19 protein-coding genes are annotated in these 22327 nt (G+C 69.4%); 6 read left to right on the top strand and 13 right to left on the bottom strand.

Annotated elements, in window-relative coordinates; all coding sequences use genetic code 11:
- Positions 1–69: 69 nt before the first annotated feature.
- Both rpoD and AVME950_RS13565 read left to right on the top strand, forming a co-directional pair.
- Complete coding sequence (gene rpoD, locus AVME950_RS13570) at positions 70–2436, top strand: RNA polymerase sigma factor RpoD (protein ID WP_284430195.1); 2367 nt, start codon at positions 70–72, stop codon at positions 2434–2436.
- A gap of 439 nt (positions 2437–2875) precedes the next feature.
- Positions 2876–4543 carry a methyl-accepting chemotaxis protein gene (locus AVME950_RS13565; RefSeq protein ID WP_284430194.1) on the top strand — a complete coding sequence of 556 codons (1668 nt, stop codon included), beginning with the start codon at positions 2876–2878 and terminating at the stop codon, positions 4541–4543.
- Positions 4544–4562: 19 nt separating this feature from the next.
- On the opposite strand, the gene AVME950_RS13560 is transcribed toward AVME950_RS13565, so the two are convergent.
- The 5 genes from AVME950_RS13560 to AVME950_RS13540 all read right to left on the bottom strand — a co-directional run bounded on the left by AVME950_RS13560 (position 4563) and on the right by AVME950_RS13540 (position 9603).
- A complete protein-coding gene (locus tag AVME950_RS13560) occupies positions 4563–5462 on the bottom strand; it encodes a LysR substrate-binding domain-containing protein (protein WP_284430193.1) in 900 nt (299 codons plus the stop codon).
- Between the two features lie 256 nt (positions 5463–5718).
- On the bottom strand, positions 5719–6885 hold the full coding sequence (locus AVME950_RS13555) for a mandelate racemase/muconate lactonizing enzyme family protein (protein ID WP_284430192.1): 1167 nt from the start codon (positions 6883–6885) through the stop codon (positions 5719–5721).
- A 28-nt stretch (positions 6886–6913) separates the two neighbouring features.
- Positions 6914–7627 (bottom strand): SDR family NAD(P)-dependent oxidoreductase, encoded by a 714-nt coding sequence (locus tag AVME950_RS13550; protein ID WP_284430191.1) that lies wholly within the window; start codon positions 7625–7627, stop codon positions 6914–6916.
- Positions 7617–8582, bottom strand: a complete 966-nt coding sequence (locus AVME950_RS13545; protein WP_284430190.1) for a Bug family tripartite tricarboxylate transporter substrate binding protein — start codon at positions 8580–8582, stop codon at positions 7617–7619. The genes AVME950_RS13550 and AVME950_RS13545 overlap by 11 nt, the downstream gene beginning before the upstream one ends.
- Positions 8583–8664: 82 nt before the next feature.
- The gene (locus AVME950_RS13540) at positions 8665–9603 is read right to left on the bottom strand and encodes a dihydrodipicolinate synthase family protein (RefSeq protein ID WP_284430189.1); all 939 of its coding nucleotides are present in this window, start codon (positions 9601–9603) and stop codon (positions 8665–8667) included.
- Between the two features lie 115 nt (positions 9604–9718).
- On the opposite strand from AVME950_RS13540, the gene AVME950_RS13535 reads away from it, so the two are divergent.
- The 4 genes from AVME950_RS13535 to AVME950_RS13520 all read left to right on the top strand — a co-directional run bounded on the left by AVME950_RS13535 (position 9719) and on the right by AVME950_RS13520 (position 13777).
- On the top strand, positions 9719–10672 hold the full coding sequence (locus tag AVME950_RS13535; RefSeq protein WP_284430188.1) for a LysR family transcriptional regulator: 954 nt from the start codon (positions 9719–9721) through the stop codon (positions 10670–10672).
- Between the two features lie 136 nt (positions 10673–10808).
- Positions 10809–12446: a sensor histidine kinase gene (locus tag AVME950_RS13530; protein WP_284430187.1), complete on the top strand. Its 1638-nt coding sequence runs from the start codon at positions 10809–10811 to the stop codon at positions 12444–12446.
- Complete coding sequence (locus tag AVME950_RS13525) at positions 12443–13126, top strand: response regulator transcription factor (RefSeq protein ID WP_284430186.1); 684 nt, start codon at positions 12443–12445, stop codon at positions 13124–13126. Before AVME950_RS13530 ends, AVME950_RS13525 begins: the two co-directional genes overlap by 4 nt.
- 168 nt (positions 13127–13294) lie before the next feature.
- Positions 13295–13777 (top strand): SgcJ/EcaC family oxidoreductase, encoded by a 483-nt coding sequence (locus tag AVME950_RS13520; protein ID WP_284430185.1) that lies wholly within the window; start codon positions 13295–13297, stop codon positions 13775–13777.
- 77 nt (positions 13778–13854) lie between these two features.
- Here the strand turns inward: AVME950_RS13520 and AVME950_RS13515 are convergent, their stop codons facing one another.
- From AVME950_RS13515 to AVME950_RS13480, 8 genes are all read right to left on the bottom strand, one after another.
- On the bottom strand, positions 13855–15237 hold the full coding sequence (locus AVME950_RS13515) for a sulfite reductase subunit alpha (RefSeq protein WP_284430184.1): 1383 nt from the start codon (positions 15235–15237) through the stop codon (positions 13855–13857).
- A gap of 21 nt (positions 15238–15258) precedes the next feature.
- Complete coding sequence (locus tag AVME950_RS13510) at positions 15259–16365, bottom strand: FAD:protein FMN transferase (RefSeq protein ID WP_502869403.1); 1107 nt, start codon at positions 16363–16365, stop codon at positions 15259–15261.
- A gap of 14 nt (positions 16366–16379) precedes the next feature.
- A complete protein-coding gene (locus AVME950_RS13505) occupies positions 16380–17192 on the bottom strand; it encodes a DUF4198 domain-containing protein (protein ID WP_284430183.1) in 813 nt (270 codons plus the stop codon).
- Positions 17193–17239: 47 nt separating this feature from the next.
- The gene (locus AVME950_RS13500; protein ID WP_284430182.1) at positions 17240–17764 is read right to left on the bottom strand and encodes a DUF2271 domain-containing protein; all 525 of its coding nucleotides are present in this window, start codon (positions 17762–17764) and stop codon (positions 17240–17242) included.
- A gap of 21 nt (positions 17765–17785) precedes the next feature.
- On the bottom strand, positions 17786–18412 hold the full coding sequence (locus AVME950_RS13495; protein WP_284430181.1) for a PepSY-associated TM helix domain-containing protein: 627 nt from the start codon (positions 18410–18412) through the stop codon (positions 17786–17788).
- Between the two features lie 504 nt (positions 18413–18916).
- A complete protein-coding gene (locus AVME950_RS13490) occupies positions 18917–19927 on the bottom strand; it encodes a tripartite tricarboxylate transporter substrate binding protein (RefSeq protein ID WP_284430180.1) in 1011 nt (336 codons plus the stop codon).
- A gap of 89 nt (positions 19928–20016) precedes the next feature.
- Positions 20017–21246 (bottom strand): CaiB/BaiF CoA transferase family protein, encoded by a 1230-nt coding sequence (locus AVME950_RS13485; RefSeq protein WP_284430179.1) that lies wholly within the window; start codon positions 21244–21246, stop codon positions 20017–20019.
- 22 nt (positions 21247–21268) lie between these two features.
- A complete protein-coding gene (locus AVME950_RS13480) occupies positions 21269–22258 on the bottom strand; it encodes a hydroxymethylglutaryl-CoA lyase (protein ID WP_502869402.1) in 990 nt (329 codons plus the stop codon).
- Between the last annotated feature and the right edge of the window lie 69 nt (positions 22259–22327).

Below are 22327 nucleotides of genomic sequence, written 5' to 3'. Positions count from 1 at the left end.
CGTGCCACCCGCGCCGGGATCCATGGCGCTTGCGTTTTCTTTGTGTCCGTTTTTGATCCTGAGGTGTCCATGCCTGCTCAAAAGTCCGCGAAGTCGCCCAAGTCCGCCCCAGACACCGCCGCGAAGGCCGCTTCCAAACCTGCTGCCAAAGCCGCAACGACCGAGCCCAAGAAGGCCCTGGCCGCCGCTGCTCCAGCCGCCAAGAAAGTCCATACCGTGCCCGTGAACAAGTCCTCTGACAAGGCCGAAGCCTCCGAAGAAACCAAGAAGCCCGCCCGCGCCAAGGCCGCCGCGGCCTCCGCCGACGACGAAACGCCCAAGAAGCGCCCCGGCCGCCCGGCCAAGGCCGCCGGTGCCGCCGCAGCCGACAAGACCCCTGCCAAGCGGGGCCGCAAGCCCAAGGCCGGAGCGGACGACGATGCGGTGGGCGACGATGCCGACCTGTCCGACATCGAGGCCGACCTCGAAGGCGAACCCGAAGCCGAAGCCACCCCCACGGCCACGGTCGAGAAGGTCAAGCCCCTTCGCATGAAGATCAGCAAGGCGAAGGAACGCGCCTTGATGAAGGAATTCGGCCTCGACGAGACCGTCCTGTCCGAGGAAGACCTGGCCAAGCGCCGCTCGCGCCTGAAGACCCTGATCACCCTGGGCAAGACGCGCGGCTACCTGACGCAGGTCGAAATCTCCGACCACTTGCCCGACAAGCTGGTCGATGCCGAGACGATGGAAGTCGTGGTCACGATGCTCAACGACATGGGTGTGGCCGTGTACGAGCAGACGCCCGATGCCGAGACCCTGTTCCAGAACAACGTGACGCCCACCGCGGCGACCGTCGAGGAAGCGGAAGAAGAAGCCGAAGCGGCCCTGTCCACCGTGGACAGCGAATTCGGCCGCACCACCGACCCCGTGCGCATGTACATGCGCGAAATGGGCACGGTGGAGCTGCTGACGCGCGAAGGCGAAATCGAAATCGCCAAGCGCATCGAAGGCGGTCTGCAGGCCATGATGGAGGCGATCAGCGCATCGCCCGCCACCATCGCCGAGATCCTGAACATGGGCGAAGAGATCCGCGAGGGCAAGGTCGTCATCTCCACCATCGTGGACGGCTTCTCCAACCCCAATGAAGCCGACGACTACGTGGCCGAAGAAGACTTCGACGAATTCGACGAAGAGGACGACGACGACGGCAAGGGCGGCTCCAAGGCGCTGACCAAGAAGCTGGAAGAACTCAAGCGCGAAGCCCTGTCCCGCTTCGACACCATGCGCGACCTGTTCGAGAAGGTCCACAAGATCTACGACAAGGAAGGCTACGGCACGCCCGCGTACATGAAGGCCCAGCAGGCCCTGTCGGCCGAGCTGATGACCATCCGCTTCACCGCCAAGACCATCGAGAAGCTGTGCGACATGGTGCGCGGCCAGGTGGACGACGTGCGCAAGAAGGAGCGCGAGCTGCGCCGCATCATCGTGGACAAGTGCGGCATGCCGCAGGAAACCTTCATCAAGGAATTCCCGCCCAACCTGCTGAACCTGAAGTGGGTGGAAAAGCAGGCGGCGTCCGGCAAGCCCTGGAGCACCGTGCTGCAGCGCAACATTCCGCCGGTGCAGGAACTGCAGCAGCGCCTGATGGACCTGCAGGCGCGCGTGGTGGTGCCGCTGCCGGAGCTCAAGGACATCAACAAGCGCATGAACGAGGGCGAATCGTCCTCCCGCGATGCCAAGAAGGAAATGATCGAGGCCAACCTGCGCCTCGTGATCTCCATCGCCAAGAAGTACACGAACCGCGGCCTGCAGTTTCTGGACCTGATCCAGGAAGGCAACATCGGCCTGATGAAGGCCGTGGACAAGTTCGAATACCGCCGCGGCTACAAATTCTCGACCTACGCCACGTGGTGGATCCGCCAGGCCATCACGCGCTCGATCGCCGACCAGGCGCGCACCATCCGCATCCCGGTGCACATGATCGAGACGATCAACAAGATGAACCGCATCTCGCGCCAGCATCTGCAGGAGTTCGGCTTCGAGCCGGATGCGTCCATCCTGGCGGCCAAGATGGAGATCCCGGAAGACAAAATCCGCAAGATCATGAAGATCGCCAAGGAACCGATCTCCATGGAAACGCCGATCGGCGACGACGACGACAGCCACCTGGGCGACTTCATCGAGGACGGTGCCAACACCGCCCCGATCGACGCCGCCATGCAGGCCGGCCTGCGCGATGTGGTCAAGGACATCCTGGACGGCCTCACGCCGCGCGAAGCCAAGGTGCTGCGCATGCGCTTCGGCATCGAGATGTCCACCGATCACACGCTGGAAGAAGTCGGCAAGCAGTTCGACGTGACGCGCGAGCGCATCCGCCAGATAGAAGCCAAGGCGCTGCGCAAGCTCAAGCACCCCAGCCGCAGCGACAAGCTGCGCAGCTTCATCGACTCGCTGTAGTCAGCCCGCGGCCGCCCTCCGGGCAGCGTCCATCGAAAAGCCTGCCCCCGCCTTGCGGGAGCAGGCTTTTTTCATGGCTGGACGTTTTCGCGGAAGCACCCCTTGGCCCGCACGGGAAAGAGCCCCACCACCCTTCGGAAGATGGCTGGACGCCACATGCGGCGCTTGGCGAGACATGCGAAATTGGCACGTGTTGCTTTCCAAAATTTCGCTTTGGATTTGAAAATCTGAAACATAAACTTACGAACGACATTGCACTACCAGCAAGTTTCCACGCAGATGGACAGGGAGGGAGGGTAGAAGCCGAAGCGGCTGACCCATGGGGCGAACCGCACGCCGCAAGAGGAAAGCATTGAAGTGCGCGCCACCTGCAACTCCGCCCCGGCACTTGCGGGTGGCGCATTTTTTTCTGCCCACCAAGAAAGAAAGAGCCACTTCCATGAACCACCGATTCTTCGGAAACCTGCGCATCGGCCCCCGCATCACGCTCGCATTTCTTTCCACGATCGTGTTGCTGCTTCTCGTGGCCGGCATCTCCATGTCGGCCCTGGGCAACGTCAATCAGGCGCTGACGCTGGTGACCAAGGACTATTACGTCAAGGTCCGATTGCTGAACGAGATTTCCGACGAGGTCGATCAGCAGGCCCGCTACGTGCGCAACCTGGTGATCTTCGATGACGCGGCCCAGCGAGAGCAGGAGATCAAGGGCATCGAAGGCAGCCGCGCACTCATCACCGGCATGTACGCCAAGCTCACGCCCACCGTGCAGAGCGACACGGGCAAGCGGCTGCTCGCAGACACGCAGGAGCAGCGGGCCGCCTACGTGAAGGACGTGGACGCGTTCCTCTCGCTGATCCGCGCAGGCCAGCCCGAGGAAGCCAAGGGCCTGCTGGCCAACACGCTGCGGCGCAACCAGCTGGCCTACATGGCAGCCCTCGACAAGATGTCCGATCACCAGCAGCTGCAGATGGACAAGGCCAGCGACGGCGCGGACCGCGAGGTGAAGACAGGCTTTCAGCTCATCATCGCCATCGCGTGCGCGGCGGTGGCCGTGTCGTTCGTGCTGGGCTGGCTCATCACGCGATCCATCACCCGGCCCATCGGGCGCGCGGTGCAGATCGCCGAAACCGTGGCGGCGGGCGACCTGACGTCGCACATCGAGGCGAACAGCAAGGACGAGGTGGGCCAGTTGCTCAACGCGCTGCAGCGCATGAACGCCAGCCTGGTGCAGATCGTGGGCAACGTGCGCACGAGCGCCGACTCCATCGCCACCGGGTCGGTGCAGATCGCCAATGGCAACGCCGACCTGAGCCAGCGCACCGAGGAGCAGGCCAGCAACCTGGAGGAGACCGCGGCGTCGATGGAAGAGCTGACCTCCACCGTGCAGCAGAACGCCGACTCGGCCCGCCGCGCGCACCAGCTGGCCTCCGGCGCCTCGGCCGTGGCCACGCAGGGTGGCTCGGTGGTGGGCAACGTCGTGTCCACCATGCAGGACATCCAGCAGAGTTCCGGCCGCATGGCAGAGATCATCGGGGTGATCGACGGCATCGCCTTCCAGACCAACATCCTGGCGCTGAACGCCGCGGTGGAAGCGGCCCGCGCGGGTGAGCAAGGGCGCGGCTTCGCGGTGGTGGCCAGCGAGGTGCGGTCGCTCGCGGGGCGCTCGGCGGAGGCCGCCAAGGAGATCAAGGCGATGATCGAAGCCAGCGTGTCGCGCGTGAGCACCGGCAGCGATCTCGTGGCCCAGGCCGGACGCACCATGGACGAGGTGGTGGCGCAGGTCACACAGGTGTCCACGCTGCTGTCGGAGATCAGTGCGGCCAGCGCCGAGCAATCGAGCGGCATCAACCAGGTGGGCGATGCGGTGCAGCAACTGGACCAGGTCACGCAGCAGAACGCCGCCCTGGTGGAGGAGAGCGCCGCTGCGGCCGACAGCCTGAAGTTCCAGGCCGAATCGCTTTCGCGCATGGTGGCCCAGTTCCGCCTGCCGGGCGACACCGATGCCGGCACGGCCGGAACCCCGGCACCCCCCGTCCGCAGCAACAGCCGCACTGGCGCACTGCCGGCGCCCGCGCAGCGGCTGATCGGCTCGTCGGGCGCCTACTGAACCAGCCCGCAACCGGAGATCAGCAGCCGAGCTCCCGCACCTGGAAGTAATCCCGGGCCAGGTCCAGCCAGGCGCGCGCCGCGGGCGTGTGCGGCACGCCGCGGCGCCAGGCCAGCGTGAAGTGCCAGATGGAGGGCAGATCGTCCACATCGAGATAGCGCACGCCGGGGTGCTTGCTCCAGCGCGTGATGGCGCGCGGCAGCAGCATCACGCCCAGTTGCTGCGCCACCAGCTGCACCATGAAATCGACCTGCCCCGTGCCCATCACCGACACGCGGGGGCGCACGCCCTGCCGCGCACAGGCCTGCAGCAGGGCCTGGTTCACGGTGGTGCCCTCCTCGAACAGGATGAGCGGCCATTGCGCCAGGTCCGCGAGCGAAATGCGCGTGGTGCCGGCGGGCACGAAGGCCTGCGGCACCAGGGCCACCACGGGCTCGGTGCGCACATGCTGCCAGTCGAAGTCGTGCGCGGCGGGCGCCACCAGGGCCGCCAGATCCACCTCGCCCGCGCGCAGCTGCGCTTCCAGCCGGTCGAGCGGCTCGACCACCATGGCCACGTCGATGGCGGGAAAGCGCTGCCGGAACTCGGTGAACAGCCCCGCGTAGTACGCGCTGGTACCCATGCGGGGAAAGCCGATGCGCAGGCTTCCGCGCTGGACCTGCTGCATTTCCGCCAGCTCGCCCTCCAGCCCGCGCATCTCATGCAGGATGTTCACCGCGCGGCGAAGCAGCAGGTTGCCGGCGGCAGTGAGGCCCTTGCCCCGGCCCGAACGCGCGAGCAATTGCACGCCCATTTCGGATTCGAGGCCCTTCATCGCCTTGCTGACCGCCGACTGCGTGGCGCACACCACCTTGGCCGCTTCGGCGAAGCTGCCGTGTTTGGCGATTTCCACGAAAAGGCGAAGGGTCTTGATGTCCATGGGAGTGGGTGGGCGCGAGAGGACACGAGAACAATGACCATACAAGCAAATACCGCCCCGTCACAGCGCCTTGGCCAGCATAAAGGCTCGCGCACGCCCCGCGCTACCCCCAAAGGCAAAAGCCCGGCATCGCATGGCGAAGCCGGGCAGCGGGGCGATGCCACCGGGGTATCGATTGTGATCAAACAGGCCTGCAGTGCATATGCTACTAAGGCATATTGCTCATATTTTTATAGCAAAACGCTTCGCCATATTCTCAGGAAGCCAGGGCCCGCATCTCCGCGATCAGGTCGGACTTGCCCTCGAACCCGATGCCGGGCAACGGTGGCAAAGTGACGTAACCGTTTTCGACCTTCACGCCGTCCGGGAAGCCGCCATAGGGCTGGAACAGGTCGGGGTAGCTTTCGTTGCCACCCAGGCCCAGGCCCGCGGCGATGGCCAGCGACATCTGGTGGCCGCCGTGGGGGATGCAGCGGCTGGGGGACCAGCCATGGTCCTTGAGCATGTCCAGCGTGCGCAGGTATTCCACCAGCCCGTAGCTCAAAGCGCAGTCGAACTGCAGCCAGTCGCGGTCCTTGTGCATGCCGCCGTGGCGGATGAGGTTGCGCGCGTCCTGCATCGAAAACAGGTTCTCGCCCGTGGCCATGGGGCCTTGGTACACCTCGCCCAGCCTGGCCTGCAGTTCGTAGTCGAGCGGGTCGCCGGCCTCTTCGTACCAGAACAGCGGGTACTGCGACAGGGCGCGGCCGTAGTCGATGGCGGTCGGCAGGTCGAACCGGCCGTTGGCATCCACGGCCAGCTGCTGGCCCGGGCCGAGGATCTTGAGCACCGACTCGATGCGCTCGCAGTCGTCGGCCAGCGAGGCCCCGCCGATCTTCATCTTGACCACCGAATAGCCGCGCGCCAGGTAGCTCTCCATTTCCTTGCGGAGGCCGTCCAGCCCCTTGCCGGGGTAGTAGTAGCCGCCGGCGGCATACACGAAGACGCGCGGGTCGGGCGTGCCGTTGCCGTAGCGTTCGGCCAGCAGCTGGTAGAGCGGCTGGCCGGCGATCTTGGCCACCGCGTCCCACACGGCCATGTCGATGGTGCCGACGGCCACCGAGCGCTCACCGTGGCCACCGGGCTTTTCGTTGATCATCATGCGGGCCCAGACCTTGTGCGGGTCGAGGTTCTCGCCAGTGCCGTCCACCAGCGTGGCGGGGTCGGCTTCGAGCACGCGGGGGATGAAGCGGTCGCGCATCAGCGCGCCCTGGCCGTAGCGGCCGTTGGAATTGAAGCCGTAGCCGATCACCGGCTTGCCGTCGCGGACCACGTCGGTCACGACGGCCACCAGGCTCAGGGTCATCTTCGAAAAATCGATGTAGGCGTTGCGGATGTCGGATTGGATGGGCCGGGTGGATTCGACGATATCGACGATTTTCATGGTGCTTGGGTGGTTGAGAAAAGAAGGATCAGCGGGCGAGCGAGGAGCCCCCGCAGATGGCGATGTCCTGCCCCGTGATGGCCGCCGCCGGCGGCGACAGCAGGTAGCCCACGAGCGCGGCGATCTCGCCGGGCTCGATGAGGCGGCCGATGGGCGGCAGGCGCGGTGCGCTGCCGGCGCGGGCCGGGTCGTTCAGCATGCCGGTGGCCGTGGCGGCGGGCGAGACGACGTTCACCGTCACGCCCTGCCCCGCCACCTCGGCCGCCCAGCTGCGCGCCAGCGCGACCAGCGCCGCCTTGGTGGCCGCGTACTGGCCGCGCCCGGGCATGCCCTGCGCCACGCGGCTGCCGATGAACACCACCCGGCCGCTCCCACGTGCGGCCATGGCGGGCACGATGGCATCGGCCAGGCGCGTGGCGGCATCGACGTGCAGGCGCCACATCAACCCGCCGCCCGCGTGGTCCAGCTGGCCCAGCGGGCCCACGCGCAGCACACCCGCGGCATGCACCAGGGCCTGGACGGCCTGCAGCCCCGCGGCGGCACGGGCGATGTCTTCGCCATCGGTCAGATCGACGGCCACGGGCGTGAACGCGGCGTGTTCGATGGCTGGCGCGGCCACGTCCAGCCCGCTCACCTGCCAGCCCGCGGCCAGCAGCGACTCGGCGATGGCGCGGCCGATGCCGCTGCTGCTGCCGGTGACGGCGGCATGGGCGCCGGGTGATGGCGAGCCGTCATTCCGCACGGATGTTGCCCTCGGTCACGATCTTCTGGGAGCGCTCCATGTCGGCGCGCTGGAACTTGGCGAAGTCGTCCACGCTGCCCGGCGTGACGAGCAGCCCCTGGTCCTTGAGCTTCTGGGCCATGTCGCCGGCCAGGGCCTTGTTCACCTCGGCGTTCAGGCGCTGCACCAGCGAGGGCGGCGTCTTGGCCGGGGCCCACAGGCCGTACCAGCTGTAGAACTCGAAGCCGGGAAGGGTCTCGGCCACCGTGGGCACGTCGGGCAGGTTGGGCACGCGCTGGGCGGAGGTCACGGCCACCACCTTGAGCATGCCGCTCTTGTGGTACTGGAGCGAGCCGAGGATGGGGTCGATGAAGCCGTCGATCTGCCCGCCGATCAGGTCCTGGAAGGCCGGCGCCGTGCCCTTGTAGGGCACGATGAGGTAGTCGATCTTGCCGGCCCGTTTCAGCAGTTCGGTCGAGAGATGCCCGGCCGAGCCGATGGAGCCCACGGCGAAGGTCATCTTGCCCGGGTGGCTCCTGGCGTAGCCCAGCAGGGATTTGATGTCGGTCACCGGCAGGTCCTTGTTGACCGCCACCGACAGGGGCGCCTTGGCCACCAGCGCCACGGGTGCGAAGTCCTGCGTGACGCTGAACGGCACCGATTTGAGCGTCATCGGCGCGGTCGTGAAGGTGGAGGCGCTGAACAGCAGCGTGTAGCCGTCCGCCGCGGCCTTGGCGACCGCGTCGCCGCCGATCACGCCGCTGCCGCCGGGCTTGTTGTCGATCACGAAGCTCTGCCCGGTCTGCTCGCCGAGTTTTTGCGCCAGCATGCGGCCCACGGCGTCCAGCGTGCCGCCCGGCGGGAACGGGATCACCACGCGCACCGGCTTGTTCGGGTAGGTCTGCGTAAAGCCGCTGGCGGCGGCGGTGAGCGCGAGGGCGCCGAGGACGGCGCGAAGGAATGGCTTGCGTTGCATGGCGTGTCTCCTGTCTTTATGGGGTCGCGAATGTCCGGTGCGGGCCGTGCGGTGCGGCCCGTCTTGTCATGCCATCCGCAGATCAGCGCTGCAGCAGGCCCGCCTGCCGGACGGCGGCGCGCAGGGCCTCGACCTCCTGGGCGTTGGGCGCCTCGGTGGGCGGGCGCACGGTGGCGTCGTCGATCACGCCGGCCAGGTACATGCCGCCCTTCATGCGCGCATGGGCCTCGCCCGTGGGCTCGCCGCCGCCGTACACCGCGTCCTTGAGCGGCGTGATGACGGCCTGCACGGCCATGGCTTTTTTCAGGTCGCCGGCCTTCACGGCGTTCCACAGATCGATGATGAGCTGCGGGATGAAGGTGGCGAAGCCCACCAGCGCGCCATCGACGCCCTGCACCATCGAGGCCAGCAGGTATTCGTCGTGGCAGGTGAGGATGGCCTTGGAGGCGTCGGCCTCGCGGATCGCCTGGATGTCGCGGGCGTACTTGTTCATGTCGCGCTGCCCCACCTTGAAGGCCTGCAGGTAGGGCAGCCGGGCGAGCTCGGCCAGCAGCTGCGACGGGTACGAGGCGCGCGTCCACGCCGGGTACACGTGGCACACCAGGTCCAGGCCCGGCGCGGCCCGGTGGATGGCCTCGAAATACTGCAGCGCATGGCCCGGCGTGAAGCCAAAGCGCAGCCAGTGGTGGGGCGGCATGACATCCAGCGCCACGGCGCCGGCGGCCTGGGCGGCGCGGGCATGTTCGGCGGCCTCGGCCAGGCCCTCGCAGACGATGGAGGAGATGACGGGCGTGCGGCCCTTCAGTTCGTCGGCCACGATGCGCGTGACCTCGGCGCGCTCGGCGGGGGTGAGGGAAAACACCTCGCCGGTGTGTCCGTTGGTCATGATGGCCACCACGCCCTCGTGGCCGGCCAACCAGGCGGCGAGCTTGCGCAGGGCGGGCTCGTCGATGCGGTGGTCGGGGGTGAAGGGGCACGAGATGGCGGGGATGATCCCGCGATAATTCGCGATGGAAGGCATTCAAGGTCTCCGTTATGGGTGCAGGGGAACGACAACGCAGCGGATCTTCCGGCGACGGCCCCGCACCGTCCAATACCCGAATCGCATACATCTATCTGCACGGAACACGACGCCCATGGGACCTGGCAACCGCCCCCTCGATCTCGAATGGCTGGAAGACTTCCTGGCCCTGGCCGAGTGCGGCAATTTCTCGCGCGCCGCCGAGGCCCGGGCCATCGCCCAGCCCGCGTTCAGCCGCCACATCCGCGCGCTGGAGGAATGGGTGGGCGTGGAGCTGTTCGACCGCAGCGCGCACCCGGCCGCCCTCACGGCGGCGGGGCAGCGCTTTCTGCCACTGATGGAGACCCTGCTGGCCAACCTGGAGGCCGCGCGCATCAAGGCGCGCGCCGCGCACGACACGGCAGCCGCCAGCCTGCGCTTTGCGGCCACGCACGTGCTCTCGCTCACCTTCTTTCCGCGCTGGCTGGGCCAGCTGGAGGCGCAGCTGCGCCTGGGGCCCATCCAGACCATGTCGGACAGCTCCCGGGCGTGCGAAGACCTGGCGCTGCAGCGGCGCGTGCAGTTCGTGCTGTGCCACGGCCATGCGGAAGCGCCCGGGCGCCTGGACGAGGCGCAGTACCCCATGCAGCGGCTGTCGGACGACGTGCTGCAGCCGGTGAGCGCGGCAGGCCCCGACGGCGGGCCGCTGCACGCCATCGGCCGGGACGGCGCGCCGCTGCCCCTGCTGGCCTACAGCGACGCCTCGGGCCTGGGCCGCATCATGCGGGCGCGCATGCGCGGCGTGTACGGCGATGGCGGGGAATCGGCCGTGCCGGGCGGCGTGGCGGTGGTGTTCACCGCGCACCACGCGGTGCTGCTCAAGACCATGGCGCTGGAGGGGCGCGGCGTGGCCTGGCTGCCGCGCAGCCTCATCGCCGACGACCTGCGGGCCGGCACGCTGGTGGCGGCCGGCGAGGCGGCCTGGGACGTGCCGGTGGAGATCCGCCTGTACCGCCAGCGCGCCGGCATGTCGGAGGTGGCCGAATCGCTGTGGGCGCTGGCCGGCGGCCAGGCCATCCCGGCCAAATAGCCCCGATGCCGGGAGATCGATTGCCTGTGTAGCTATTATTTTCATAGCAACCGGGCGATCCGGGTGCCTGGCCTCTGGCAGGTTGCCGGCACCCGGCACGGAACATAATGCAGGCCCTTCGCACTCCGACGGCCCCATGTACCGCGCAAGACTCTCCCTGGCATTCGCCGCCCTCGTGGCCCTGGTATGCATCCAGGCCGCGTTCGTGTACTGGGGCACCCACCGCGTCAACGACTACGCCCAGCACAGCCGGCTGGCCAGCGACATCCTCTCGGAGTTGCTGGACCTGTCGGCCAACAAGCAGCGGCTGCGCGTGTGGGCCACCCAGCGCCTGATGAACGCCAATGCCGTGCCCGAGGTGCGCGAGCGGCTGCTCGAACGCATGCACCAAAGCGCGGCCGCCCTGGCGGAGCTGGCCCGCCGCGACCTGGCCCTGTGGCACGAACTGGCCCACCGCGAGGGCATGTCCATGCCCCAGGAGGTGCCGCAGCTCGTGCGCGTGACGGAGCTGCTGGAGGACAACATCCAGGCCGTGGAGGCCCGCCTGGCGCAGCTGCAGCCGCTGGAGCCCGGGGCCGACTTCCCTGCGGTGTGGGAAGAGCTGAACGCCACGTTCGACATGGCGCGCGGCCTGGACCTGCGCGAGCTCATCAACGGCGCCATCGAACGCCAGCGCAGCGCCGTTCCCGTGGCGCGCGCCGCCACCGAGCGCGGGCTGGACGTGCTGCGCCAGCAGGCGATCACGCTGGTGATCGTCACCCTCGCCGTGGCGGCCCTGCTGGCGCTGCACCTGAACCGCCGCCTGCAGCGCCCCCTGGACCGCCTGCTGGCCGGCACGCGGGCCTTGCAGGCCGGCGCGCTGGACCACCGCGTGGCCACCGGCTCGAAGGACGAATTCGACCGCGTCGCCCAGCACTTCAATGCCATGGCGGCGGAGCTGCAGCAGCACCGCGCCCATGCCGATGCGGCGCGCCGCGAACTGGAGGACGCGGTGCAGGCCCGCACGCATGAACTGAGCGTGGCGCACGAAACCCTGCAGCGCGTGGACCAGCGCCGGCGCCAGCTGTTCGCCGACCTGGGCCACGAACTGCGCACGCCCGCCACGGCCATCCGGGGCGAGGCCGAGATCGCGATGCGCGGCGGCGACCGGCCGGCGCAGGAATACCGCCAGACGCTGCAGCGCATCGTCGGCGGCGTCGACCAGCTCACCAAGGTGATCCACGACCTGCTGCTGATCGCCAGGACCGAGGCGGACCAGTTGGTGATCCGCCCACGCCGCATCGACCTGCAGGCCCTGGTGACCGATGCGGCGGAGCAGGCCGCCGCGCTGGGCGGACTGCACGGCGTGGCCGTGGAGCCCCTGCCGCCCGCCCCCGGCGGCCCGCTGATGGTGAACGCCGATGCCGACCGGCTGCGCCAGGCGCTGATGATCGTGCTGGACAACGCGGTGCGCTATTCGCAGCGCGGCGGCACAGTGCGCGTGGGCTGCCAGCCCGGCCCCGACGGCGAAGCCCAGGTGCTGGTGCGCGACGAAGGCATCGGCATCGAGGCCGAGGAACTGCCCGCCGTGTTCCAGCGCTTCGTGCGCGGCCAGCGCGCGCGGGCACACCGCGCGGACGGCACCGGCATCGGACTGTCGATCGCGCAGTCCATCGTGCACGCGCACCATGGCCGCATCGACATCGACAGCCAGCCCGGCGTGGGCACGGTGGTCCAGATCACCGTGCCTTCGGCCAGCCACCCCGAAACCCTGTCCCCCGAGGAAACCGCATGAACATCCTGGTGGTCGAAGACGATCCGCGCGTGGCGGACTTCCTGCTGCGCGGCCTCAAGGCCGAAGGCTACAGCGTGGAGCTGGCGCGCAACGGCCCGGACGGCCTGGCCCTGGCGCGCACCGGCGATCCCGGGCTGCTGCTGCTCGACCTCATGCTGCCCGGCCTGAGCGGCCTGGAGCTGTGCCAGACACTGCGCTCCGAAGGGCGCCACGTGCCGGTGCTGATGCTCAGCGCACTCAGCAACACCGAGGACAAGGTCAACGGCCTGCGGCTGGGCGCCGACGACTACCTCACCAAGCCCTTCGCGTTCGAAGAGCTGCTGGCCCGCATCGAGGCGCTGATGCGCCGGGGGCGCGAGCAGCGCCAGCGCGCCAGCACGCTGCAGGTGGCCGATCTGGTGCTCGACCTGGAGCGCATGCAGGCCACCCGCGCCGGCCAGCCCATCGCGCTGACCGCGAAGGAGCTGGCCTTCCTGGAGCTGCTCATGAGCGCGCCCGGCCGGGTGTACAGCCGCGAGCGCATCCTCTCCAATGTCTGGGGCACCAACGAGGACCCGCTGACGAACGTGGTCGATGTCTACGTGCGCCGCCTGCGCGCGAAAATCGACGAGGGCCATGCCATCTCGCTTCTGAAAACGGTGCGCGGCTTCGGGTACCGGCTGGACGCCGCAGCCGAGTGACACCGGGGCGAAAGCCTGTTCATCCGCGGTTCATTTTTGCGTCATCTGCCCTTCATGGGGCTGCAACGGCCGTGTTCATGCGCGCCTTGAAGAATAGGTCCTGTATCGCATTGAGCGATGCAGTGCAGGCGAAAGCCGGCGCTTGACCCACTTTTCTCAAAGGATCCCATGAAGACGCTTCACACCGCCCTCTCCGCAGCTGCCCTGGCTCTGTTCTCCGTCTCCGCCCCGGCCTTCGCGCAGGGCCAGGGTGAGCCGGTCTGCTTCCCTGCCGACGAAAAGCAGATCTCCGCGCTGTTCGACCGCTGGAACGACTCGCTGCGCACGCTGGACCCTGACAGGGTCACCGCGAACTACGCGCAGGACGGCGTGCTGCTGCCCACCGTGTCCAACCAGCCCCGCACGACGCCGCTGGAAATCCGCGACTACTTCGTGAAGTTCCTCAAGAGCGAGCCGCAAGGCAAGATCGACAGCCGCAAGATCCGCATCGGCTGCAACGTGGCACAGGACGTGGGCACCTACACGTTCCGCTTCAAGGACGGCAAGACCGTGCAGGCCCGCTACACCTACGTGTACGAGCGCGTGAACGGCCAGTGGCTGATCGCCCACCACCACTCCTCGGCCATGCCCGAGACGGTGGCCGCCAAGTAAGCGGCCTTTCCACCGGCGCTCCATCGCCGGGCAGCGCAGGGGCCGGCATGCCGGCCCCTGCGCCGTGGCACCCGGCGTCAATACACGTCGCGGCGGTAGCGCCCGCTGCGCACCAGGCCCTCCATCGCGTCCTCGCCGAGAGCGGCGCAAAGCGCGGCATGCACGCCCTGCGCCATGCCCACCAGGCTGCCGCAGACGTAGATGGCCGCGCCGTCCGCCACCCAGGCACGCAGTGCATCGGCGGCCTCGGCCAGGCGGTCCTGCACGTGCACCCGCTGCGCCTGGTCGCGCGAGAACGCCAGGTCCAGGCGCGTCAGCACGCCGCTGGCCTGCCAGGCCTGGATCTCCGCGCGGTACAGGAAATCGTGCGCCGCCTGGCGCTCGCCGAACACCAGCCAGTTCGGGCCCGCCCCCGCCGCGGCGCGCGCCCGCAGATGGCTGCGCAGGCCGGCGATGCCCGTGCCGTTGCCGATCAAGACGAGGGGCCGAGCAGCGTTGTCCTGCAACCGGAAAGGCCCGTGCGCGCGCAGGCGCAGCGGCACGGCATCCCCCGGCGCCATGCCAGCGCACAGCCAGCCCGATGCCGCGCCGGGCGTGCCGTCCTCGCGCACGGCCTGGCGCACGGTGAGATGGATGCGTCCGTCGCCCGGCACCGAGGCGATGGAATAGTCGCGCGGGCGTTGCGGGTCGGCCGGCGCGCACAGTTGCACCAGGTCGCCGGACGCCCAATCGGCCGCGGTACCGGGCGGGGGCGCCAGTTCGATGTGGAACACCGGCGCTCCCAGGCTGCCCGGGTTGAGGTGGCGGCGCGCGGCCAGCGTCCAGTCGGCGAATGGCGGTGCCTCCCAGGCAGGCGCCCCGTTCAGGTTCGCGACCTGCGACAGCTGGTGCTGCCATGCCAGGAGCGCGGCCGGGGCGCCGTTGTCCATCTCCACCCGCTCGAACAACGGCACCGCGCCCTGCGCGCGCAGCCAGCCGTCCAGCTGGCGGCCGAAGCCGCAATAGTGCGCGTATTGCCGGTCGCCCAGCGCCAGCAGGCCGTACTGCAGGCCTGCCAGCGAGGGCGCCGCGGCCGCGCCCATCCACTGCCCCTGGAAGCCCGCGGCGTTGTCGGGTGCATCGCCCTCTCCGTACGTGCTGGCCAGCAACAGCGCGCGGCGCGTGCGCTGCAGCAGCGCCGCATCCACCGCGCCCAGCGCGCACAGGTGCACGGGCTCGCCGGCCGCGTGCAGCAGGCGCGCGGTCTCGCGGGCCAGCGCCTCGGCCTGGCCCGTCTGGCTGGCATAGGCCACGAGCAGCGGCGGCGCTCCGGCGCGGGCCGAGGCCAGCTCGGCCGCCTCGGCCCGCGCACGGCGTGCGCGGCGGCGCTCGCGCCGTGCGATGGCGGCGCACATCAGCCCATAGAGCAGGACCAGGATGAATGCCGCGGCAAGGCGCGGCACGGGAATCGAAAGAACCATGGGATGCAGCAATCGATGGCGTCAGGCCCCCGCCAGCGCTTCGAAGGCCGGCGTCGCGGCCCAGGACAGGCCCCGCGGCGTGCGCTCGCACACCAGTGCGGCCAGGCCCTGCCACCGCGCGAAGTCCAGGCCGTCCTGCGGGCCCAGCACGGTGATGACGGTGGCCAGCGCGTCGGCTTGCATGCACTCGGCATGCAGCACCGTCACGCTCGCCAGCGCGTGGTGCACGGGCTCGCCGGTGCGCGGATCGATGGTGTGGGAATAGCGGCGGCCCGCATGGTCGAACGCATGCCAGAGGTCGCCCGAGGTGGCCACCGCCATGCCCTGGAGCACCAGCGCGCGCGGTGCATGGCCCGCGGGATCGGCCACGGCCACGCGCCAGGGCTGCCCATCCGGCCGGCGACCGCTGGCACGCAGCTCGCCGCCCACCTCCACCAGAAAATCGGTCCAACCCTGCGCCTGCAGATGCTGCGCCACGCAGTCCACCGCATAGCCCTTGGCGATGCCGCTCAGATCGAGCTGCGCGCCACCCGGCTGCCGGGCCTGGCGGCGCGCAGGCTGCAACGCGATGCGGCCATGGCCCACGCGGGCCCGTGCATCGCTCAGGGCCTGGGGCGATGGGATGCGCGCCACCGGCCCGGCCTGCGGATCGGCCCCCGGGCCGAAGCCCCACAGGTCCACGAGCGGGCCCACGGTGGGATCCCAGGCGCCGCCGCTGCGCTGCGACCAGTCGAAGGCGCATTGCAGCACGGTGAAGAATTCGTCCGGCAGCGTGTGCCAGGTGCCGGCGGCGGCGCGGTTGAAGCGCGAGAGGTCGGAGTCCGGCTTCCAATGGCTCATCTGCTGCACGACCCGGCCCAGCGCGGCGTCGATGGCGGCACGCACCGGCTCGAGCGGCGCGAAGCGCGGGTTGCCCAGGCGCACGCGCCAGGTCGTGCCCATGGACTCGCCCGACAGCGTGTGCAGCGCGGCCGGATCGGCACGGCGCGGGCCCGGCGCCGTGGCGTACCCGGCCGGCACGAACGAAGGCAGGGCCGCGCCGCCCGCTGGCCGCGGCGGCAGCACTTCGGTGGTGGCGCCGCTGCGGCCACCGCCCTGCAGCGGCACGCCCGCATAGCGCACCCGCACGGGGGCGGACGGGGTCAGGGCAGTACCTCCAACGTGCCCACGTACGACAGGCGGCGTTCCTTGGCCTGGGGCAGCGACACCTTGTCGTCCCTGGCATCGGCATCGACCCAGTACATGCCGGCCTGCGGCCAGGTCACGCTGAACTCGCCCTTGGCATCGGTGGTGGCCTTGATCTCGTCCTGCTTGTCGCGGTAGCGCGTGGCACCCGCCACCAGCACCACCTCCAGCCCGGCGGCGGGCTTGCCGTCGATGTGGAAGGCGAAGGTGGCCTTTTCGCCCTTCACCAGGTCGTTGGGGTGCGTCACGGGCACCAGCTCCAGCCCCTTGCCGCTGGCCTTCACGGCGCTGGGCTTGCCCACCGTCACGTAGGTTTCGATGCGCCCGGCCGACTGCGTGACCTTGAGGTCCTGCGCGTCGGCGGGCACCTCGGCCGCGAATTTTTCCGCCGTGCCGCGCCAGCGCCTGGGCTGGCCGGCCTTGTCCTTGTAGGTGGCGAACAGGCCGTTGTTCAGCACGGCCAGGCGGTAGGTGCCGGTCTGCGTGAGGTTCAGGTCGAACACGCTGCGCAGCTTGCCCTTGTGCGCGTTCTCGGGCGCCACGGCACTGCCGTCGGGGGCGGTGACGGTGAGGTTTTCCAAGCCCAGCGGGAAGTGGTTGAAGAAGAACAGGTCGTTGGACACCGCGGCGTCCACCGTGATCCATTCGGCCTTGGACAGCACGGTGGTGGACGGCAGCAGCCACACGTTGTGGGCTTGCGCGGAGGTGAACGCGCCGCAGAGGGCGACGAGGCAGGCAGCGGCGAGGCGCGATGGGGTCTTGGAATGCATGCGGAAACTCCGGACGGATGGGAATGGGGGGTGAAGGGCTTGCCGGGTCAGGGCTTGAGTTCGAGCGTGATCTCGCCCAGCTCCGTGGTGCCCTTGGCCCGCAGGGGCTCGCCCTTGGCGGCGGGCCAGGCGAAAGGCACGGTCACCACCTCGCGGCCACCGACCTCGCGCGCGGCCTCCACCACCAGCTTGTAGTTGCCGGCGGGCAGCCGGGCGAGCGGGTTCGTGCCTTCGGTGAACTGCAGCAGGTGCTTGCCAGCGGGGCGCGTGGGACTGGTCACGCCGTCGATCGGCACCGACAAGTCGCGGCCCGTGCGGCGCCACCACTGGCGCATGTCCTTGAGCCACTTGCTGCCCTCGGCGTCCTTCATCTTCACGTCGTACCAGACGGCCAGGGTGGAGGCCACGGTGGCATCGGCGCGCTCGACCCACACGGCCACGTAGGGGCGGTGGTATTCGGCCACGTCCAAGCGCGGGATCTCGACCCCCACGCCGAGACCGGCCGCGAAGGCAGGCGCGCCCAGGCAGGCCCCCATCGCCACGGTGTAGCGCAACTGCAAATGCTTTTTCATGGGCATTTTTCCTCTTTCGGTTCAGTGGATAAACAGGAACGCCAGCAGGGCCGGCAGCACCAGGCCCAGGCCGACCATCGGCCACGTGAAGGGCCGGTTGCCGGCATGCATCTTCAGGATGAACAGGCCCGTGATGCAGAACACCAGGCAGGCGGCGGCGAAGGCGTCGATGAACCAGCTCCATGCCGCGCCCGTGTTGCGGCCCTTGTGCAGGTCGTTGAAGTAGGAGATCCAGCCCCGGTCGGTGCGCTCGTACTCGGCCTCGCCATCCGCCAGGCCCACGCGGATCCAGGCGTCGCCGCCGGGGCGCGGCAGCGAGACATAGACCTCGTCGGCAGACCACTCGGCCTCGCGCCCTGCCGTGTCGACGGACCACTGCGCCCGCGCCCAATGCTGCAGGGCCGGCGGCCAGGGCGCGCGGGCCTGCCCGACGGGGGGCGCCACAGCCTGGAGTACCGGCGCTGGCACGGTCGCCCGCAGGCTGGTGACCCGGGGCTTGGCCTCGATCTGGCCGGCGTGGTTGAGCGTGAACCCGGTCACTGCGAACAGCAGCATGCCGACGAGGCAGATGGCGGAACTCACCCAGTGCCATTCATGCAGGGTCTTGAGCCAGCGGGCGCGGCGGCGAGGGTCCGAAGGGCGGGTCATGCGGGAACGGAAGGGGCCGGATGGAGGGACAGGGAGCGAGCCACCGCACAGGGTGACGCCCGGGAAAACCCGCAATTCTAGGGCGTCCAATTGAAAATGAATCGCATTTGCAAAATCTTTACCCGGAGGTCGCCGGTGCAGCGATCCGCAGGCCAGGGGTCGCGTGCCGCGCGCCTGGCACCGATGAATGCCCGCTTCGGCGTCGATGTGAAACGCCTGTGACCCACGGGGGGCGCGTCCCCTCCACCAGGCTTGCCGTCACACGGCGGCGACGACGCGATGGCGCGATGACGCGATAGCGGTTGACCGGCTCGGCCGCCCGCCGAGCGCGGGCGCGAACGCCGAAGGCATCCGACCGGCATGGATCTGGCGGCACGGCCCGTTTCGCATCGCGAGGGTGCTCCAGCGCCTGGAGCGCGCCGCACCTGCGTGAACCGGGGCCTGCACGGCCCCTTCTGAGCGCCATGCCGGCCTGCGCGAAGGCCGGTGCGTGGCGGCTGCGTTTCAGTCCATCTTCACGTTCGCGCTTTTCACCACCTGCGCCATGCGTGCGGCCTCGCTGCGAAAGAACACCGCCGCCTGCTCGGGCGGCGTGAGCTTGATGTCGTAGCCCTGGGCCAGCAGGGCCTCGCGCGCCTCGGGCATCTCCATGGCGGCCTTGAAGCCGTTGTACAGCCGCGCCACCTCGGCCTTGGGCAGGCCCGCGGGGCCGATGGGGGCGATCCACCCTTCCAGCTCGAAGCCCGACAGGCCCTGCTCGGCGATGGTGGGCACGCTGGGCAGCGTGGGCACGCGCACGGCGGTGGTGACGCCCAGAGCGCGCAGCGCGCCCGCCTTGATGTGCGCCGCGGCCGGCGCCACGGCCACGACGCCCAGTTGCACCTGCCCACCCAGGATGTCGTTCATCAGCGGCCCCATGCCCCTGTACGGGATGTGCTTGATGTCCACCTGCGCCTGGTCCACGAACATCGCCGCACCCAGGTGCAGGATGGTGCCGTTGCCGGACGAGCCGTAGTTCAGCACGCCGGGTTTGGCCCTGGCATACGCGATCAGCTCCTGCACGGTCTTGGCCGGCACCGACGGATGCGCGACCAGCACGAAGGGCGTGGCACCCAGCACGGTGATGGGCGTGATGTCGGCCAGCGAATCGAACGGAATGTTCTTGTAGACGGCCGGGTTCACCACGTGGTTGTTCGAGACGACACCGATCACCGACCCGTCCCGCGGCGCCCGCACGATCTGCGCCGTGCCGGTGATGCCGCCCGCGCCGGGCAGGTTCTCGATCACGACCGGATGGCCCAGGGCCTTGGCCAGGCTGTTGCTGATGGCGCGGATGGCGCCGTCCGCGCCCGAGCCGGCCGACAGCGGCAGGATCACGCGCAGCGGCTTGTCGCCTGGCTGCGCGTTGGCCAGGCCCGGCACCGCGAGCGCAGCGGCGCCCCAGGCCAGTGCGCGGCGGCGGGTGAGAACGGCGGGGCGCAGCGCCAGTGCGCAGGGGGTGGGCAGCGATGTCATGGTTTGTCTCCGTGATCGTTGGGGGGATGAAGCGGCGGCGCGGTCTTTGCCGCGCTCGCATGCCGGTGTTGGGGCCGAGCCCGTTCTCGTCAGGCCACGGCGGCGGCCCCGTGCAGCGCGGCGATGGCCTCGGGCGCGTAGCCCAGGCCAGCGAGCAGTTCGCGCGTGTGCTGGCCCAGCTGCGGCGGGTCCAGCCGCACGCCCATGCGCTGGCCGTCCAGCCGCAGCGGCAGCAGGGTCACCCGCGCGGTGCTGCCGGCGCGCTCGCCGTCGGGCAAGGTGACATCGGCCAGGCCGCCCGTGGCATTCAGGTGCGGATCGTCGAACAACTGCTCCGGGCGCAGGATGGGCGCGAACGGCAGGCCGTGCTGCTCGAAGATGGCCGACAGCGCCTCGGCCGTGTGCTCGGCCAGGCGGCGGCGCAGTTCGGGCAGCAGTGTGGCGCGGGCGCGCACGCGGTCGTTGTTCAAGGCCAGGCCCGGGTCGGCCTTCAGGTCGGCATAGCCCATGGCGTCGCAGAAGGTGACCCACTGCGCGTCGCTCACGGCGGCCAGAAAGATCTGCCCACCGTCCTTCACACTGAACACGTCGTACACGGCCCACGACGAGATGCGGTCGGGCATGGGCGCGGCGGGCTGGCCCGTCACGGCGTACTGCATCATGTGCTGGCCGACGAGGAACACGTTGTTCTCGAACAGGGCGGAATCCACCTCCTGCCCCCGGCCCGTCTGGGCGCGCTGCATCAGCGCCGCCATGGCGCCGATGGCGCCGAACATGCCGCCCATGATGTCGTTCACGCTGGTGCCCGCGCGCAGCGGATCGCCAGGGCGGCCGGTCATGTAGGCCAGCCCGCCCATCATCTGCACGACCTCGTCGAGCGCGGTGCGGTGCTCGTAGGGGCCAGGCAGGAAGCCCGTGTGGTTCACGTAGACCAGCCGCTCGTTCAGGCGGGACAGCGCGGCGTAGTCGAGACCATACTTGGTCATCACCCCCGGCTTGAAGTTCTGCGCCACCACGTCGGCCGACGAGGCCAGGCGGATCGCCACCTCCAGCCCCTCGGGCTTGCGCAGGTCCAGGGCGATGCTCTTCTTGTTGCGGTTGAACATGGGAAAGAACCCGGCGCCCGCGCCCAGCAGATGCCGCGTGCGGTCGCCGTCCACCGGCTCGACCTTGATGACCTCGGCGCCGAGGTCGGCCAGCACCATGCCGCACGTGGGGCCCATGACCATGTGGGTGAACTCCACCACGCGCAGGCCCTCCAGGGGCAGGCGCGGGCGCTCGGCATTGGGGACGGAAGAAGGATTCAAGGGAGCGTTCATGGGCGCAACGATAAGGGTTCGGTCAGGCAGCGGACGCAACCGCTGCAGTGAGGGACGCGGCCGTGCGGGGCAGTCCGGCCTGCCAGAGCGCTCCGTGCAGGGTCTCCCCCTCCAGCCAGCCGGCCACGCGCTCGCGCAGCGCCAGCAACGCGGCCACGTCGAGGCCGGTGGAAACACCCATGCGCTCCAGCATGAAGGCGAGGTCTTCGGTGGTGACGTTGCCGCTCGCGCCGGGGGCATGGGGGCAGCCGCCGATGCCGGCCAGGCAGGCGTCGAATCGGGTGATGCCGGTCTGCCAGGCGGCGTAGGCGTTGGCCAGCCCCATGCCGCGCGTGTCGTGGAAATGCGCGCAGGCCAGCCGCTCGCCGACGAGTCCGCGGGCTTTCTCGAACAGGCGCTGCACACCTGCGGGATCGGCATGGCCCACGGTGTCGGCCAGGCTCACGCGGTCGGCCCCGGCGTCGAGCAGTGCCTGCATCAGGCGCAGCACTTCGCTTTCGGCCACCTCGCCCTGGAGCGTGCAGCCGAAGGCCGTGCCCACCCCGCCTTCGATCAGGGTGCGGCTGCCCGCCGCATCGCGCGCCGCGCGGATGCGCGCCACCTCGGCCACCACCTCGTCCGGCGTCTTGCGCAGGTTGGCCAGGCTGTGCGCGTGGCTGGCGGACAGCGGCACGACCATCAGGTCGGCCTGGCATTCGATGGCCCGCTCCGCCCCGCGCAGGTTGGGCACCAGCACCGAGGCGACCAAACCCGGCAGGGATTTGGCGTGCGCGAGCACCTCGGCGGTGTCGGCCAACTGCGGCAGCAGGCGCGCCGGCACAAACGAGCCGACCTCGATCTCCCGCTGGCCGGCCGCATAGGCGGCATCGACCCATTCGATCTTGCGGGCGGTGGGCACCACGGTGGCGATGCTTTGCAGGCCATCGCGCAGGCCCACCTCTCTCACGATGGCCTGGGCGGACGAAGGGGGGAGCGGATGGGCGGGCGGGCCTGCGGGCGTGCGGGGGGTCACGGAGTCTCCTGTCTGGGGTCTTGTACAGGCATTCTAGAAATTCCCTTCCATCAATTCATGCCAATTTTG

Origin of the sequence: Acidovorax sp. SUPP950, from assembly GCF_030158935.1 — a bacterium.
GTDB lineage: Bacteria > Pseudomonadota > Gammaproteobacteria > Burkholderiales > Burkholderiaceae_C > Paracidovorax.
Note: the sequence above shows the minus strand (reverse complement) of the source record. Positions and strands in the feature narration are given on the sequence as shown.

Excerpts from the sequence above, each read along its gene's own strand:
- rpoD (WP_284430195.1), top strand. The coding sequence starts at position 70 with ATGCCTGCTCAAAAGTCCGCGAAGTCGCCCAAGTCCGCCCCAGACACC.
- AVME950_RS13565 (WP_284430194.1), top strand. The coding sequence starts at position 2,876 with ATGAACCACCGATTCTTCGGAAACCTGCGCATCGGCCCCCGCATCACG.
- AVME950_RS13560 (WP_284430193.1), bottom strand. The coding sequence starts at position 5,462 with ATGGACATCAAGACCCTTCGCCTTTTCGTGGAAATCGCCAAACACGGC.
- AVME950_RS13555 (WP_284430192.1), bottom strand. The coding sequence starts at position 6,885 with ATGAAAATCGTCGATATCGTCGAATCCACCCGGCCCATCCAATCCGAC.
- AVME950_RS13545 (WP_284430190.1), bottom strand. The coding sequence starts at position 8,582 with ATGCAACGCAAGCCATTCCTTCGCGCCGTCCTCGGCGCCCTCGCGCTC.
- AVME950_RS13540 (WP_284430189.1), bottom strand. The coding sequence starts at position 9,603 with ATGCCTTCCATCGCGAATTATCGCGGGATCATCCCCGCCATCTCGTGC.
- AVME950_RS13535 (WP_284430188.1), top strand. The coding sequence starts at position 9,719 with ATGGGACCTGGCAACCGCCCCCTCGATCTCGAATGGCTGGAAGACTTC.
- AVME950_RS13530 (WP_284430187.1), top strand. The coding sequence starts at position 10,809 with ATGTACCGCGCAAGACTCTCCCTGGCATTCGCCGCCCTCGTGGCCCTG.
- AVME950_RS13525 (WP_284430186.1), top strand. The coding sequence starts at position 12,443 with ATGAACATCCTGGTGGTCGAAGACGATCCGCGCGTGGCGGACTTCCTG.
- AVME950_RS13520 (WP_284430185.1), top strand. The coding sequence starts at position 13,295 with ATGAAGACGCTTCACACCGCCCTCTCCGCAGCTGCCCTGGCTCTGTTC.
- AVME950_RS13515 (WP_284430184.1), bottom strand. The coding sequence starts at position 15,237 with ATGGTTCTTTCGATTCCCGTGCCGCGCCTTGCCGCGGCATTCATCCTG.
- AVME950_RS13505 (WP_284430183.1), bottom strand. The coding sequence starts at position 17,192 with ATGCATTCCAAGACCCCATCGCGCCTCGCCGCTGCCTGCCTCGTCGCC.
- AVME950_RS13500 (WP_284430182.1), bottom strand. The coding sequence starts at position 17,764 with ATGAAAAAGCATTTGCAGTTGCGCTACACCGTGGCGATGGGGGCCTGC.
- AVME950_RS13495 (WP_284430181.1), bottom strand. The coding sequence starts at position 18,412 with ATGACCCGCCCTTCGGACCCTCGCCGCCGCGCCCGCTGGCTCAAGACC.
- AVME950_RS13490 (WP_284430180.1), bottom strand. The coding sequence starts at position 19,927 with ATGACATCGCTGCCCACCCCCTGCGCACTGGCGCTGCGCCCCGCCGTT.
- AVME950_RS13485 (WP_284430179.1), bottom strand. The coding sequence starts at position 21,246 with ATGAACGCTCCCTTGAATCCTTCTTCCGTCCCCAATGCCGAGCGCCCG.